Origin of the sequence: Pseudomonas sp. BN102 (assembly GCF_029871245.1) — a bacterium.
Lineage (GTDB): Bacteria > Pseudomonadota > Gammaproteobacteria > Pseudomonadales > Pseudomonadaceae > Metapseudomonas.
Map to the genome: position 1 here is coordinate 1 of NZ_SSON01000048.1, position 14,734 is coordinate 14,734.

General features: G+C 65.6%; 18 protein-coding genes and 1 pseudogene. 10 read left to right on the forward strand and 9 right to left on the reverse strand.

What is annotated here, in order from left to right; translation table 11 throughout:
- The coding region (locus tag E8F12_RS09030; RefSeq protein WP_280324903.1) for a gamma-aminobutyraldehyde dehydrogenase at positions 1–1,188 on the forward strand (1,188 nt) is incomplete at its 5' end.
- 767 nt (positions 1,189–1,955) lie between these two features.
- On the opposite strand, the gene E8F12_RS09035 is transcribed toward E8F12_RS09030, so the two are convergent.
- Positions 1,956–2,399, reverse strand: coding sequence for a DUF1772 domain-containing protein (locus E8F12_RS09035; protein ID WP_280324904.1), 444 nt, complete (start codon positions 2,397–2,399; stop codon positions 1,956–1,958).
- Positions 2,400–2,553: 154 nt separating this feature from the next.
- Positions 2,554–3,000, reverse strand: coding sequence for a nuclear transport factor 2 family protein (locus E8F12_RS09040; RefSeq protein ID WP_280324905.1), 447 nt, complete (start codon positions 2,998–3,000; stop codon positions 2,554–2,556).
- A gap of 498 nt (positions 3,001–3,498) precedes the next feature.
- Here E8F12_RS09040 and E8F12_RS09045 point away from each other — a divergent pair, with 498 nt between their 5' ends.
- Positions 3,499–4,095 carry a cytochrome P460 family protein gene (locus tag E8F12_RS09045; protein ID WP_280324906.1) on the forward strand — a complete coding sequence of 199 codons (597 nt, stop codon included), beginning with the start codon at positions 3,499–3,501 and terminating at the stop codon, positions 4,093–4,095.
- Between the two features lie 263 nt (positions 4,096–4,358).
- On the opposite strand, the gene E8F12_RS09050 is transcribed toward E8F12_RS09045, so the two are convergent.
- On the reverse strand, positions 4,359–5,105 hold the full coding sequence (locus E8F12_RS09050) for an anti-sigma factor (protein ID WP_280324907.1): 747 nt from the start codon (positions 5,103–5,105) through the stop codon (positions 4,359–4,361).
- The gene (locus E8F12_RS09055; RefSeq protein WP_280324908.1) at positions 5,102–5,608 is read right to left on the reverse strand and encodes a sigma-70 family RNA polymerase sigma factor; all 507 of its coding nucleotides are present in this window, start codon (positions 5,606–5,608) and stop codon (positions 5,102–5,104) included. Before E8F12_RS09055 ends, E8F12_RS09050 begins: the two co-directional genes overlap by 4 nt.
- Before the next feature lie 137 nt (positions 5,609–5,745).
- Here E8F12_RS09055 and E8F12_RS09060 point away from each other — a divergent pair, with 137 nt between their 5' ends.
- The 4 genes from E8F12_RS09060 to E8F12_RS09075 all read left to right on the forward strand — a co-directional run bounded on the left by E8F12_RS09060 (position 5,746) and on the right by E8F12_RS09075 (position 8,139).
- Positions 5,746–6,804: a catalase family peroxidase gene (locus tag E8F12_RS09060; protein WP_280324909.1), complete on the forward strand. Its 1,059-nt coding sequence runs from the start codon at positions 5,746–5,748 to the stop codon at positions 6,802–6,804.
- The gene (locus E8F12_RS09065) at positions 6,801–7,361 is read left to right on the forward strand and encodes a cytochrome b/b6 domain-containing protein (RefSeq protein WP_280324910.1); all 561 of its coding nucleotides are present in this window, start codon (positions 6,801–6,803) and stop codon (positions 7,359–7,361) included. Before E8F12_RS09060 ends, E8F12_RS09065 begins: the two co-directional genes overlap by 4 nt.
- Positions 7,362–7,406: 45 nt before the next feature.
- A complete protein-coding gene (locus E8F12_RS09070) occupies positions 7,407–7,664 on the forward strand; it encodes a DUF2790 domain-containing protein (RefSeq protein WP_280324911.1) in 258 nt (85 codons plus the stop codon).
- Between the two features lie 154 nt (positions 7,665–7,818).
- The gene (locus E8F12_RS09075; protein WP_280324912.1) at positions 7,819–8,139 is read left to right on the forward strand and encodes a hypothetical protein; all 321 of its coding nucleotides are present in this window, start codon (positions 7,819–7,821) and stop codon (positions 8,137–8,139) included.
- A 1-nt stretch (position 8,140) separates the two neighbouring features.
- Here E8F12_RS09075 and E8F12_RS09080 read toward each other — a convergent pair.
- Positions 8,141–8,278 (reverse strand): annotated as a pseudogene (locus E8F12_RS09080) (CorA family divalent cation transporter); the annotation flags it as partial.
- Positions 8,257–8,430: a hypothetical protein gene (locus tag E8F12_RS09085; protein ID WP_280325027.1), complete on the reverse strand. Its 174-nt coding sequence runs from the start codon at positions 8,428–8,430 to the stop codon at positions 8,257–8,259. The pseudogene E8F12_RS09080 and the gene E8F12_RS09085, both read right to left, overlap by 22 nt.
- 36 nt (positions 8,431–8,466) lie before the next feature.
- Here E8F12_RS09085 and E8F12_RS09090 point away from each other — a divergent pair, with 36 nt between their 5' ends.
- Complete coding sequence (locus E8F12_RS09090; protein WP_280324913.1) at positions 8,467–9,567, forward strand: 2OG-Fe(II) oxygenase; 1,101 nt, start codon at positions 8,467–8,469, stop codon at positions 9,565–9,567.
- A 56-nt stretch (positions 9,568–9,623) separates the two neighbouring features.
- Positions 9,624–9,953: a DUF5629 family protein gene (locus E8F12_RS09095; RefSeq protein WP_280324914.1), complete on the forward strand. Its 330-nt coding sequence runs from the start codon at positions 9,624–9,626 to the stop codon at positions 9,951–9,953.
- A 141-nt stretch (positions 9,954–10,094) separates the two neighbouring features.
- Here the strand turns inward: E8F12_RS09095 and E8F12_RS09100 are convergent, their stop codons facing one another.
- Positions 10,095–10,685, reverse strand: a complete 591-nt coding sequence (locus E8F12_RS09100) for an XRE family transcriptional regulator (protein WP_280324915.1) — start codon at positions 10,683–10,685, stop codon at positions 10,095–10,097.
- Between the two features lie 59 nt (positions 10,686–10,744).
- On the opposite strand from E8F12_RS09100, the gene rhtA reads away from it, so the two are divergent.
- Both rhtA and epsC read left to right on the forward strand, forming a co-directional pair.
- The gene (rhtA, locus tag E8F12_RS09105) at positions 10,745–11,638 is read left to right on the forward strand and encodes a threonine/homoserine exporter RhtA (RefSeq protein WP_280324916.1); all 894 of its coding nucleotides are present in this window, start codon (positions 10,745–10,747) and stop codon (positions 11,636–11,638) included.
- Positions 11,639–11,730: 92 nt separating this feature from the next.
- Positions 11,731–12,672 carry a serine O-acetyltransferase EpsC gene (epsC, locus tag E8F12_RS09110; protein WP_280324917.1) on the forward strand — a complete coding sequence of 314 codons (942 nt, stop codon included), beginning with the start codon at positions 11,731–11,733 and terminating at the stop codon, positions 12,670–12,672.
- Positions 12,673–12,810: 138 nt separating this feature from the next.
- On the opposite strand, the gene E8F12_RS09115 is transcribed toward epsC, so the two are convergent.
- The gene (locus tag E8F12_RS09115) at positions 12,811–13,941 is read right to left on the reverse strand and encodes a M14-type cytosolic carboxypeptidase (protein WP_280324918.1); all 1,131 of its coding nucleotides are present in this window, start codon (positions 13,939–13,941) and stop codon (positions 12,811–12,813) included.
- Positions 13,942–14,049: 108 nt separating this feature from the next.
- The gene (locus E8F12_RS09120) at positions 14,050–14,709 is read right to left on the reverse strand and encodes a DUF480 domain-containing protein (protein ID WP_280324919.1); all 660 of its coding nucleotides are present in this window, start codon (positions 14,707–14,709) and stop codon (positions 14,050–14,052) included.
- Between the last annotated feature and the right edge of the window lie 25 nt (positions 14,710–14,734).

Below are 14,734 nucleotides of genomic sequence, written 5' to 3' on the forward strand. Positions count from 1 at the left end.
GAACTCGCCCGCCTGGAATCGCAGAACTGCGGCAAGCCCTACACCGCCGCGCTGAACGACGAGCTGCCGGCCATCGCCGATGTGTTCCGCTTCTTCGCCGGCGCCAGCCGCTGCATGAGCGGTTCCGCCGCTGGTGAATACCTGCCCGGCCACACCTCGATGATCCGCCGCGATCCGATCGGCGTGGTCGCCTCCATCGCGCCGTGGAACTACCCGCTGATGATGGCCGCCTGGAAACTCGGCCCGGCCCTGGCCGCCGGCAACACCGTGGTGCTGAAACCCTCCGAGCAGACTCCACTGACCGCCCTCAAGCTCGCCGAATTCATCAACGAGCTCTTCCCCGCCGGCGTGGTGAACCTGGTCTTCGGCCGCGGCCCGAGCGTCGGCGAACCGCTGACCACCCACCCGAAAGTGCGCATGGTCTCCCTCACCGGCTCGGTCGCCACCGGCTCGCGGATCATCGCCGGCACCGCCGACAGCGTGAAACGCATGCACATGGAACTGGGCGGCAAGGCCCCGGTGATCATCTTCGACGATGCCGACATCGACGCCGCCGTGGAAGGCATCCGCACCTTCGGTTTCTACAACGCTGGGCAAGACTGCACCGCCGCCTGCCGCATCTACGCGCAGCAGGGCATCTACGACAAGTTTGTGGCCAAGCTCGGCGAGGCCGTGGGCAGCATCCAGACCGGCCTGCAGGACGACCCGGCCACCGAACTCGGCCCGCTGATCACCGAGCAGCACCTCGCGCGCGTCGAAGGCTTCGTCCAGCGCGCCAGCGCCGTGCCGCACATCCAGGTGGTCACCGGCGGTGCGCGCGTCGCCGGCCCCGGCTTCTTCTTCCAGCCCACGGTGCTGGCTGGCGCCCGCCAGGACGACGAGATCGTCCGCCGCGAGGTGTTCGGCCCGGTGGTCTCGGTCACCGCCTTCGACGACGAGGAGCAGGTACTGGCCTGGGCCAACGACTCCGACTACGGCCTGGCCTCCTCGCTGTGGACCGCCGATGTCGGTCGCGCCCACCGCCTGTCCGCGCGCCTGCAGTACGGCTGCACCTGGGTCAACACTCATTTCATGTTGGTCAGCGAAATGCCCCATGGCGGGGTCAAGCACTCCGGCTACGGCAAGGACATGTCCATGTACGGCCTGGAGGACTACACCGCCGTGCGTCATGTGATGTTCAAGCATTAATCGGCTGTTCGCTCTTCCTTGTGGGGGCGACTTCAGTCGCTAAGCAGGCCGCAGGCCTGCCCTGGGAGCAACCAGGGGGCAGCTGCGTCGCCCTTCGCGAATGAATTCGCCCCCACAGGAAGAACAGATTCGCTTCACCGGCACCATCACTCACCAGGAGAACGATCAATGCGTAACACCTTGCGTAATTTCAGCTTCATCCTAATCGGCGTGTTTGCCGAACTCGCCCTGGCGTCAGTCTGACTCCATTGCAATCCGCTCAGCCGTCCTTTGCCTCGCCTACTTCCTCCAGGACCAGACACCCATTTCAGAAGCACTGCGTCCTTGGCAACGGAACTCGAAGAGATTGTTCGGGCCGATGAAGCCCAATGACCACACTGCACCTGGCGCCAAGCTCACCATTACGGCACAGATGGCGAGCGAGCTTGCGAGTTGAAAAACGTGAGTCGACAAGCAGGTCTCAGAATATCTGCAGGAGCACCTCGCCACGCAAGAGGCAGCTACGGCCCAAGTACCCTGGCATTGAAGACGATCGGGCAGGAACAAATGCACCCCGCTATGGAGCTCCGGAAATCAGCCCGCTCGTGAATGGGAGAAGGAGAGATTTGATTGTCCTACTCTGAACGGCTGATTCTGTTGAAAAAGTCGGGGTCTCTCCGCTCCACCTTCACGGAATCGCAAAGGGAGTTTTTCAACAGAATCCACCCAAAGCGGACGTTAGCGTGAATTAAGCCGACCCGCGAAGCGGGTTCGGCTTGAATGAATTGTCAGGCCCCAACCGCCTGCCAAATGAAGATAGCAGACGCTATAAGGCCAAGAACGCTACGTACAGCATGGAGCCGCCCCCATTTGACCAGAAGCTCCCGGGTCTCTGCAGCGCCAAGATCGCGGCCGGGAACGAGTAGCGGCTTATTTGTTCTGGGCTCGATCACGACAAGCGTGAACGGGACAACCGCCAGAATGAGAAATGCTGCAATCAGCCAAAGTAGGCCGGCCCCAAGCCACCACGCTGATGAACCAGCTAGAAAGCCAATGACGGCAAGTGGCGCCTGCATCAGGGTTGCCCGCTTGTAGCTCGGAGCCCACTGTGTCGCGGCAAGTTCTATCGAACAACCCATCCGCGCGGGATGCTCCACAAGATTGATGTAGACCGCAGCGCCCGCAAAGATCGAGGTTGCAAAGATGGCGATGAACTGGGCAAGTGGAAGCACGACGTTCTCCAGCCTGGGGCCTAACGCTCGACATCAGCGGCGGCGTGCAGCGCCGTCCGCTGCATGCCGTTGGTAGGCGTTTCTGTGCTGCCTTGATGCTCGCAGCTTGGTTGATCGGAGCGATGCATTCACAGTGTCGGTTTGCCGTGACACGCTATGGTTTCAGGTCGAGCACCGCTTGGTAGGTCTGCATGTTGATCGGCACCGAGAGATGCTCATGGGTGACCAGCCACGTGCCGTCGATCTTGCGGAAGCAGACGGTCGCGCGCACCCAGACATCGGTGTTTTCTCCGCTTGTTCTCGCTCCAGTGATTCGATTGAGACTGCGGCAGAAGGCCACGTCAGCGCCCGCAGTGATGCTCAGGTCGCGAATCTCGTAGCCAACAACCGGGCCTCGGAACGAGGCGAACCAGTCCGCCCAGTTCTTTCGATACGCGGCGGCCCCGTCATACCGCAGCGGGGGCGGGACGTCGAACACCACGATGTCCTCCGCGTAATGGGACATGAGCCCATCGACATCCTTGGCGCGTAGTGCCTTTGTCCAACCTTCTATTCGCTGGCGGATTTGGGCTTCATCCGTTCTGCGCTGCTCTTCGTTCATTTTTGTCTCCTTTGTTTAAGTGCACACTTCGGCATCAGCCTGCCCAGGGGCCTGGCAACCTTGAAGCGACTCCCCAGCACTTTGTCCGAGCACGCGTTGCCGCCACCGCTGCCGATGGACGGAGCGATGGTAAATGCGTAGCTATGCATCGGCCTGATGCCAAAATTTATCGAGCAGAAGGGGCTTTCCGTCCATGGTGTATAACCCCTTCAGCGGTTCACCCGACTGTCACAATGACCTGCCTGGCAGTCAAAGCGCCGCACCATTTGGTGTCTATTTAATGCTAGCGGCATTGCGCCTTGAGGCTTTGGCCTAGACTTGCCGACAAGCCTAAGCGGCTGTCTTACGCCTTTCATTCCCATCGACCACAAAACGAAGGAGAGTGACAATGACGTGCGTTCGAACGATTGTTGAAAACACTGCCGAATCGCCTGGCTCTTCTGGCTGCGGCTATTGCGCAGCCGCACACAGGGCGTTCGGCAGGAGCGAGAGACGATCATGAATCGCCATCTGATCGCTCTCGCCGTTGCAACCGGGCTGACCGCCCTCGCAGCCGGTTCCCAAGCCGAATCGCCTTCCTATTCCGAGACCTATAAGAAGTACGTCAAGCCGGACGGCACCATCACGGTACCCGAGGACTACCGAACCAAATTCATCTTCCTCGGCACCTTTAGCGTGGCCGGGGGCGACCAGGCCGGAGGCCAGGCAGAGTTTCACCAGGTGTACATAGACCCGGATTCCATTGAGCAATACCGCCGCACCAAGGCATTTCCGGACGGGGCCATCCTGGTCAAGGAACTGCAGAAGGCCCGCGCCCTGGACATGACCACCGGCCACTCCTCGTCCTGGAAGGAGGACGCCGGCTGGTTCGTGATGATCAAGGACACCCAGGGCCGCTTCAAGGACAGCGGCTTGTGGGGCGACGGCTGGGGCTGGGCCCTCTTCGATGCCGCCAACCGGACCAAGCCGACCACCACCAACTACAAAGCCGAATGCATCGCCTGCCATCTCCCGGTCAAGAAGACCGACTGGGTGCATGTCTGGGCATACCCCCTGCTCGACGCCAAGGACCGATTTGCGGATTTCAATCGGTAATTGTTAGGTTGAGATGGCCCCGAAGAGCCGCCCGCAGAGTGCCTTTCTAAGGTTCTTCGCGCTTAGCCGGGAAATTGGTGAAGGGAGCTGGTGAGCGAAGCGCACCGCACCGATTGGTCAATTGACGCGAACTGGCCGGTTTCTGCCGGTTCCCACTGTGAAGTGGCCCCTCTTCCGGGTTGGGAGAGGGGCATTTGGGGCAACAGAGTTGCCCTTGGCGAATGAATTCGCCCCTACAGGGATGGGGCGGAATCAGGTGCCCGCTAGAACGCCAGCGCCCTCCCCAGCGCCTCGCTGCGCGGATCCCCTTCGCGGCTGACCAGGGCGTAGTTGTAGCCATCCCTCGACCAGTACCTGGCCTCCAGCTCGCCATCGCGGCGCTGGCCGCTGCGCATGCGCGGGTAGAGTGAGCCGGGCGCCCGCAGGTAGAGGCTGACGCGCTGGCCCTGGTCGTCCTCGAACAGCAGCAATGCCGCTGCGCCCTGCTCAGTGACCAGCCAGCGCCCGCCCACCGGGGTGAATCCGTAGGGGCCGAGATCGGGAATCCGCGCCGCATGGCTGAAGCGCTGGTCCAGCCAGGCCTGCAACTCGCCGGGCCGGCGGGCGCGGATATCCACCACCGGGTTCAGGGCGAACAGCCGGTGGGCCTGCAGGGCATCCTGCATCGGTGGGTTGGCCGCCAGCAGGCTCATCTCCCGTGCCTGCCAGCCACCCAGGCCGCCCGCGCCCAGGGCCAGCACGAAGGACGCCGCCAGGGCCAGGCGTCGCTGCTTGCGAGCGCGCATGGAGGCGCGGATGAACGCCGGATCGAGGCGCGGGTTGGGCGCCGGCAGTTTCAGGTTGGCCAGGGCGGCACGCAACTGCTGGGCGTCTCGCCGCCAGCCCTCCACCCGTGCGGCGACCTCGGGATTGGCCGCCAGGTAAGCCTCCACCGCCTGCATCTGCTCGGCGTCGAGCTGGCCGTCGAGGTAGGCGTGCAGATCGTCTTCGCTGGGATGGAATGCGTTCATTTGAGTACCCGCAGCTGAGGGTTGGTCATTTCGCCCTCGGCCAGTTCGCGCAGCGCCTTGCGCGCGCGGGACAGCCTGGACATCACGGTACCGATGGGAATCTCCAGGGCCTGGGCGGCCTCCTTGTAGCTGAGCCCTTCCACGCTCACCAGCAAGAGCAGCGCCCGCTGCTCCGCCGGCAGGCGGGCGAAGGCCGCGAGGGTGGCCTGATTGACCACCAGCTCCTCGGTGGACGGCGCCTCCTCGCTGCGGCCGCCGAAGAACTCCAATAACCGCGCATGGCGGCGCGCCCGGCGTTGCCCGTCGAGGAACTGCCGGTAGAGGATGGCGAACAGCCAGGCGCGCAGGTTGCCCTCGCCCTTGCTACCCCATCGGGAAAGCGCCCGCTCCAGGGTCGCCTGGACCAGGTCGTCCGCACTGCTCGCATTGCGCGTCAGCCACAAGGCGAAACGCCGCAGCCGCTGTAACAACTCCCGCAGTTCCGCGTCATCAATCATGTTCATGGTCAGGTCTTGCGTCACTCTCGCTCAGGTGCGACAGGAAGACGTGCGCAACGGGACTTTATTCCCGGCCTGGAATAAAACCCCGGGGACTGCGTCTCACCGGCTCATGGACAGGGCACAACGCCCGGGAGTATCGCATGAGCAACGCAACGCCCAAGGGAATCGACCTGGCGGCACGGCTGGCGGTGATCGGAGTCGCCGTCGGCGGCCTGGCTGCAGCCTTCGCCTACGCCGGCGGCTGGATCGGCGGCGAACGCCTGACCCCACAGCACATCATCGACGCCTTCGAAACCAACGCCGGAAAATTTCCCGGGTACCGCAAGAACCACGCGAAAGGCATCTGCATCAGCGGCCATTTCGACAGCAACGGCAAGGCGGCCAGCCTATCCCGCGCCAGCGTCTTCGCCCCCGGCCAGGTCCCGGTGATCGGCCGCTTCGCCATAGGTGGCAGCAACCCCCACGCAGCGGATGCCGGCGTGCCCGTCCGCAGCATGGCGCTGTTGTTCCAGTTGCCCGGCGGCGAGCAATGGCGCACCGGAATGAACAGCCCACCGGTGCTGCCGGTGGCCACCCCGGAAGCCTTCTACGAGCAAGTGCTGGCCTCGCGACCCGATCCCGCCACCGGCAAGCCCGACCCGGCGAAGCTGCAGGCCTTCTTCGCCGCCCACCCGGAATCGGCCGCCTTCCGTGAGTGGGCCAAGGCCAGCAAGCCGAGCAACAGCTTCGCCAATGTCCCCTACCACGGGATCAACGCCTTCCGCCTGCTGGACGCCGCCGGCAACAGCCGCTTCGTGCGCTGGTCGGTACAGCCGGAGACGCCGTTCGACCCCCTGGGCGATGCCGGCAAGGACCCGGACTTTCTCGCCCATGACCTGCAGCAGCGCCTCGCCCATGGCCCCCTGCGCTGGCGCCTGGTGCTGACCCTGGCCGAACCCGGCGACCCGACCGGCGATGCCACCCGCCAATGGCCGGCGGACCGCCGCCAAGTGGACGCCGGCACCCTGGTGGTGGAACGGGCGGAGTCCCAGGAACAGGGCGCCTGCCGTGATATCAACTACGACCCGCTGATCCTGCCGGACGGCATCCAGGCCTCCGACGACCCGCTCCTCAGTGCGCGCTCAGCCGCCTATGCCGTCTCTTACAACCGCCGTACCCGCGAAGGTGCCCCCCAAGCCGAGCAAGGAGCCCAGCCATGAATGCGCCGACCCATTTCAGCCCGCTGCTGCGGGCCATCCACTGGCTGATGGCGGTCCTGCTACTGGCCATGCTCTTCATCGGCGTGAGCATGGTGGCCGACTTGTCGCCGCGCCACAGCGAGCTGGTGGCGCTGCACAAGCCGTTGGGGCTGGCCTTGCTGGTTCTGGTGCTGGTCCGCCTGGCGGTGCGCCTCGCCAGCCCCACGCCACCACTGCCCCGCGACATGCCCGGCTGGCAGCGCCGCGCCGCCCACCTCTCCCATCTGCTGCTCTACGCCCTGATGCTGGCCATGCCGCTGGTGGGCTGGGGCATGCAGTCCGCCGGCGGCTATCCGGTGGTGCTCCATGAATCCCTGGTACTGCCGCCCATCGTCCCACCAGACGCACGGCTCCATGCCCTGCTACGCCTGGCCCACACTGTACTGGCGTACCTGCTATTCATCAGCATCCTGGCGCACCTGGCGGCGGCCCTCTACCACGCGCTCATCCGCAGGGATGGCGTGCTCTCGAGCATGACCACCGGCAGTGGCATCCATTCGATGCCTGACGGTCAGTAGGCGCGGGACTACCCGCAAATCCCCTCTCCAGCAGGAGAATCCGCCATGAGAACCCTTGTCGTCGCCTTGAGCTTGAGTCTCACCACCAGCGCCGCCCTGGCCGCCAGCACCGACCAGGCGACACAACCGGTCATCCAGTACGAATACGGCGTCCACCTGGACATCGCCCGCGTGATACAGATGACCGACCTCACCACCTTCTGCGGCATCGGCCCGGCGCGCATGACCTACGAAGACAGCCAGATGCAGACGAAGACCATCGAGTACCTGGTCTGGGGAACTGGCTGCAAGAACGACTACTGACGGCTCCTGTTGAACCTGCGAAGCCCAACATCAGGCGTTGGGCTTCGCTACGCTCCCGGAACGCCGCCCGGCCCAACCTACGCAACGTCAGGAAACCGAGCGGTCGTCGCGGTTGTCCATGGCAGATCGCCAGACGGCATTCGAGGAAACCCCATTGGATACCCGCCACCTGCTGCTCGCCGCCACCCTCTTCGCCGCCCAGGCCAGCGCCTCCAGCGACCAGGCCTGGCACGAGCACGACGCCCGGCTGCTGACCGCCTGCAAGGCCGTCAGCGGGCTCGAGGACGTGCGCCCTGCCGGCCAGCCCGTGCTCTTCGATGACCGGCTCGGGCTCACGGCCCTGCTGCTGGAGGGCCGCTACCCGCAGAAGCACATGAAGGGCCAGCGCGGACGCGAGCTCTGCCTGTTCGAGCGCAAATCGCGCAAGGCTCACATCGCCGAAGCCGATACCCTGCTCGGCGAGCGCAAGCCCTGACTCAGAACCAGCCTTTCCACTTGAACCAGGCATAGGGCAGGATCGCCGAGATCACCATCAGCCCCAGCGCCACCCGGTAGCCGAAGGCCCAGTCCAGTTCCGGCATGGACCTGAAGTTCATGCCGTACACGGTGCCCACTTCACCAGCGCCGAGTTGTGCCGTCCCAGGCGCTTGACCACCTGTTGCAGGTCGGCGCGGGCGCCGCCCTTGTGCCGCGGCGTGAATGAGTAAAGCACCGGGTGGGCCCAGCGAAGACGCAACGGGAAGCGGGCGAGGCACGCCAGCGGCATTTGGTCTAGCTTGAGTTCAGGCCAAAGGAGGCAATCATGACCCAGCGCAACTCACCCGTGGCCCCGGGCGAAGCGGTGCCCTGGTTCACCAGCAGCACCCCCAGCCGCGAGCGCTTCACCTTCGACACCGTCGCCGGACGCTACATCGTCCTGAGCTTCCTCGGCTCGGCGGCGGACCCGACCGCGGCGCGGGTACTCACCGACCTGCTGGCCCGCCGCGAGCGCTTCGACGACAACCGCGCCAGCTTCTTCGGCGTCAGCGTCGACCCCCAGGACCGCGAGCGCCAGCGCGTCCGCGACCTGCGGCCGGGCATCCGCTTCTTCTGGGATTTCGACCGCGCCGTCTGCAACCTCTATGGCGTGCAGCAGGAAAGCGGCGCCATCCGCCAGATGACCTACCTGCTCGACCCGCGCCTGCGGGTGATCGCCGTGCTGCCGGTACTCCCCGGCGGCGAAGGCCATGTCGACGCCGTCCTCGCCCTGCTCGATGCCCAGGACAGCTTTCCACCCTCAGCGCCCGCCCAGGCCCAGGCGCCAGTGCTGGTGATCCCGCGCATCTTCGAAGCGGCCCTCTGCCAGCAACTGATCGACTACTACGACCACCATGGCGGCTTCGAATCGGGCTACATGATCGAGCGCGACGGCAAGACGGTGGAGGTCGTCAAGCACGACCACAAGCGCCGCCGCGACTGCGCCCTGAACGACGAAAAACTGAGCCAGGCCTGCCTACATCGCATCACCACGCGCCTGCTACCGGAAATACTCAAGGCCTTCCAGTTCCATGCCACACGCATGGAGCGCTACCTGGTGGCCTGCTACGACGCCAAGGAAGGCGGCCACTTCCGCCCGCATCGCGACAACACCACCAAGGGCACCGCCCATCGCCGCTTCGCCGTGTCCCTGTTCCTCAACAGCGGCGAATACGAAGGTGGCTACCTGCGCTTCCCGGAGTTCGGCCAAAGCCTCTACAGCGCGCCGCAGGGCGGCGCCGTGGTGTTCTCCTGCTCGCTGTTGCACGAGGCCACGGCGGTCACTGCGGGGCGTCGCTACATGTTCCTGCCCTTCCTCTATGACGAGGAAGGTCGCCGCGTGCGCGACGAAAACCTGCAGTACCTGGAAAGCTCAGCCGAGCAATGACCGGCGCCCTGGCTTATCATCCCGCGCCTTTCAATGACTGATGGATGACCGTGCCCATGAACCACGAGACCCTGCTGGCCGCCCTGCTGGCTGCCGACATGCTGGAAATCGACGACCTGCACGCCTGGGAATTCGACCTGGACGAAGCCCTGGTGGACGCCCTGGAAGCCGGCCAGCCGGGCCAGCCCGAGGCCCAGCTGCTGCGGGTGGAATGCATGGATGGCCGCAACCGCCGTGAATGGCGCTTCAGTCAGGCCGCCGTGCAGGCGGCGCGCTTCGATGCCGAAAGCGGTTGCTGGAAGCTGGCCGGAGCAGAAGGCGAGCATGCCTTGCGCTGCCTGGATGCCTTCGGTGGCGATGCCGAGGATGAGGAAGAGCAGGAATAACGGCTCCACCGACACCGGAGTCGCCGTTCTCTTGTAGGGTGGATAGCGCTTTTCCTATCCACCATGGGCGCCATGCCTGACCGCGATGGTGGGCCGGTGAAGCGTGGCCCACCCTACACAAGACCGGGCCGCGAAGCGGGTCTAGGTCAGCACATTGCGGACAAAGCGCACCAGGGCGTCACCTTCGTTGGCGTAGGTGTAGGGCTGGTCGCTGCCGAATACCAGGAAATCCCCCGCGTCGACCTGCTGCACCTGCTCGCCGCGACGGACGCTGAGGCTACCCTCGATCACGTAGATCATCTCCCGCCAGCCCTCGACATCCGGTTCGGCGGTATAGCGTTCGCCCGGCTCCAGTGACCAGGACCAGAGCTCCACTTCGTGGCGCGCGGCGGAACTCGCCAGAAGGGTCGCGCGGCTTCCCGGCTTGCTACCCACCCAGGCCACGGCATCGATCCGCGAGCGGTCGGGACGGTCCGGCCGCTGCACCAGGTCGGGAAAGAGCACGCCGAGGGCCGCGGCGATACGGTCGAGGGTGGCCAGGCTGACATTCACGTCGCCGCCCTCGATCCCCACCAGCATGCGCCGGCTGACGCCCGCGGCACTGGCCAGGGCTTCCTGGCTGAGGCCCGCCGCGCGGCGCAGGCGACGGACATTCTCGGAGACGTGCTCGAGGACATTGGGGCGTTCATCCGATTTGGGCAACATATTGCTCACACCCTGTTTTTTGCGCATTATGTTGCACATTAGCACGCCAACGCGCCACCCTTTACTTGCCTGCCGGAACAGTCTCCATGCCTTCGCTGTCGAGTCGCCTTGCTTCGACCCTTCTGCCCATTGCCGTCCTGATGGTGGCCATGGCCTCCATCCAGAGCGGCGCTTCGCTGGCCAAGAGCCTGTTCCCGGTGGTCGGCGCCCAGGGCACGACCGCCCTGCGCCTGATGTTCGCCGCCATCATCCTGACCCTGGTGCTGCGCCCGTGGCGCACGCGCCTGAGCATGGCCTCCCTGCGTCCGCTGATCATGTACGGCCTCGCCCTGGGTGGCATGAACCTGCTGTTCTACATGTCCTTGCGCAGCATCCCGCTGGGCATCGCCGTCGCCCTGGAGTTCACCGGGCCGCTGGCGGTGGCGCTGTTCGCCTCGCGGCGGGCCATCGACTTCCTCTGGATCGGCCTGGCGGTGGTGGGACTCTGGCTGCTCCTGCCCCTGGGCAAGACTGAAGGCCACCTGGACCTGACCGGCATCGCCTATGCCCTGGGCGCGGGCATCTGCTGGGCGCTCTATATCCTCTACGGGCAGCGCGCCGGTAGCGACCACGGCATGCAGGGCGCGGCCCTGGGCGTACTGGTAGCGGCCATCTTCATCGCCCCCATAGGCGTGATCCACGCCGGCAGCGCGCTGCTCGACCCGGCACTGCTGCCCGTGGCCCTGGCCGTCGCCCTGCTCTCAACCGCCATTCCCTACACCCTGGAGATGGTCGCCCTGACCCGCCTGCCGGCGCAGACCTTCGGCACCCTGATGAGCATCGAACCTGCCTTCGGCGCACTCTCCGGGCTGATTTTCCTCGGCGAGCACCTGTCGGCGCTCCAGTGGCTGGCGATTCTCTGCATCATTCTCGCCTCCGTCGGCTGCACGGTGACCGCTGCGCCACGGCAACCGACTCAACCCCTGGTACCGGCGGACTGAGCGGCACGCATTTCCGGCGAATCCCCTCTTGCAGAAAGAGGGTGATTCTCCGCAGGCTATAGCGATCCGGACCGCGCCTTACAGGTACCCCCATGAACAGACTTCCCTACGTCGCCACCGGCTGCAAACCGGTCAACTGGCAGCTCGACCAGATCGTCAGCGAGCTGCGCGACGCCCGCGCCCAGTGGCGCAGCCAGCATGGCCGGCTGCAGGACCGCGGCGGCCGCGAACTGCCGTCGCGCATCACGGTCGGGCATATCATCGAAGCCCTTTCCGGCGCCCTCTTCCCCATGCGCCTGGGCCCAGCCGACCTGCGCGAGGAAAGCGAGGACTTCTACGTCGGCCACACCCTGGACGTGGCGCTCAACGCCCTGGCCGGCGAGGTCCGCCGCGAGCTGAGCTACGCCGCGCGGCACAATGGCGCCAGCGGCGATGACATCGCCTGCCAGGCCATCGAGATTGTCAAAGGCTTCGCCGCCACCCTGCCGAAGTTGCGGGTGCTGCTGGACACCGACGTGCTGGCCGCCTTCCAGGGCGACCCGGCGGCGCGCAGCGTGGACGAGGTACTGATCTGCTATCCGGGCGTGCACGCGGTGATCCACCACCGTCTCGCCCACTACTTCTACCAGGCCGGCCTGCCGCTGCTGGCGCGGATGATCGCCGAGATCGCCCACTCCGCCACCGGCATCGACATTCACCCCGGCGCGCAGATCGGCAAGAGCTTCTTCATCGACCACGGCACGGGCGTGGTGATCGGCGAAACCGCGATCATCGGCGAGCGGGTGCGCATCTACCAGGCCGTCACCCTGGGCGCCAAGCGCTTTCCGGCGGACGAGGAAGGCAACCTGCAGAAGGGCCAGCCGCGCCACCCGATAGTGGAAGATGAAGTGGTGATCTACGCCGGCGCGACCATTCTCGGCCGCATCACCATCGGCAAGGGCTCCACCATCGGCGGTAACGTCTGGCTGACCCGCAGCGTGCCGGAAGGCAGCAACATCACCCAGGCCAACCTGCAGAACGAAGTCGGGGTTTGAGCTCCAGCGCCTGTGCGTAGGGTGCGCCGTGCGCACCGGAACACCGCGCGGATGTTCCGGTGCGCGCAGCGCACCCTACTTGTCTGATCCTGCCGCGTGAGTGAGAAACCAGCCCCCTTGGGGCTGGTCGTCTGGCGTTCAGCGCAACTTGTCCACCATCGCCGCGATCACCGACAGCACATCCTTGCCCAGCCGCTTGGAGCGTTCGCCGTTCCAGGCCGTGCGCGGGTGCGGGTTGTCGTCGTGATCCTTGAACGGCATCTCGATGGTGAAGGACAGGCAGTCGAAGGCCATGCCCACGGCATTGCAGGCCAGGGTGGTATTGGCCTTGCCCCGTTCGTCGCGGGGGTAGCCGAAGGCGGTCTGGAACTCCGCGCCGATGTCCACCAGGCGCTGGCGGAACTCGCTTTCCAGGGCTTCCAGGCGCGGCGTGTAGCCGGGGTTGCCTTCGCAGCCGGCGGTGAACACGTGGGGGATTTCCTCGTCGCCATGGATGTCGAGGAACAGGTCCACACCGACCTTGCGCATCTGCTGCTGGACGAAGAACACCTCGGGCGTCTCGCTGTCGTCGGCCGACTGCCAGGCGCGGTTGAGGTCCTTGCCGGCGGCGTTGGTGCGTAGGTGGCCGCGGAAGGCGCCGTCCGGGTTCATGTTCGGCACCAGGTAGAGGTCGGCCTTGGCCAGCAGCGCGTCCATCTCGGCGTCGTCACGGCGCGACAGGCGCTCGATCACGCCTTCCATGTACCACTCGGCCATGTGCTCGCCGGGGTGCTGCTGGGCAATGATCCACACCTTGCGCTGGGCGTCGGGGTTGCGGCTGACGCGCAGTAGCGGGATCTCGCGTCCCTCGATGCTCTTGCCGATGGCCAGCACCTCGGCGTCGGCCTTGTCCAGCGCCTCGCTGAGCAGCCACTCGTGGCGGGCGCGGCTATAAGGCTCGAAGTAGGCGAACCAGATCTGCTCGTGGGTCGGCTCCAAGGCGAAGTGCAGGCCCTTGTCGTCGAAGCTGCTGGGTACGCGGAACCAGTTGACCTGGTCGTAGGAGGCGGCGGCGTTGTAGCCAGTCCAGGCATGGCTGTAGGCGGACTGCCCGGCATTGGTCAGGCTGAAGGCGTGGCGCTGGCCAGGGGTGAGGCCCTCGACCTTGAAGTGGAACCACTGGAAGTGGTGGCTCTTCAGGTCCGGGCGCATGGCCAGCAGCACCTGTTGCGGGTTGCTGGCATCAATCACTTCGATATTGCCGCTGTCGAAGTCCGAGCTGATCTTCATGGATACCTCAGGGCAGTGTTTCACGGTTGCGACAGGATCGCAGGTCGCATTGCGCGGGGAAATCGTCGGGGCGACACGGACGGACAGCCGGCGCACCCCGGGCGTGGCTCATTCGCCCCGATCTTCCAGCCTGGCCAGACGGGCCTCCAGGTCGGCGACCCGGGCTTCCAGTTCTTCGATGCGGGCATCAGTGGCAGCACGGGATTCGCCACGTTCAGGCTGGCTGGCGCGGGCCTCCAGCAGGGCCTCCAGGTCGGCCGGCTCGCCGATCAGGTGCATGTAGCGGTCTTCGCGCTGCCCACCCTGGCGCGGCAGCAGTACCACCAGGCCCCGACCGATCAGGCGCTCCAGCTGGTGGCGGACGTGCTCGGTGTCGTCGAAATTGGCCATGCGGTTGCTGCGGGTGAGCAGTTCGCCGAGGGTCTGCGGGCCGCGCAGGAGCAGCAGGCCGATCAGGATCAGCTGCGGCTGCACCAGTTCCAGGGCCTTGTCGCTGCGCTGCTCCCAACGGTCGGCACGGCTGCCCATCACCAGCCTCACCAGGCCGCGCGCCTCGAGGCCACGCAGGCTCTGGCCGGCCTGGCCGGGGGTGACGTTCATCACCGGCTCGCGGCTGGTCTTCTGGTTGCAGGCCAGCACCAGGGCGTTGAGGGTCAGCGGGTAGGATTCCGGGGTCGTGGCCTGCTTCTCGATCAGGCTGCCGAGGAGTCGGGCCTCGATGGCATTGAGGGGGGCTTCGGCGAACTGGGCATGGATCTCGGTGGACATTGCGGCATCCGTCTACTGAAAAGTG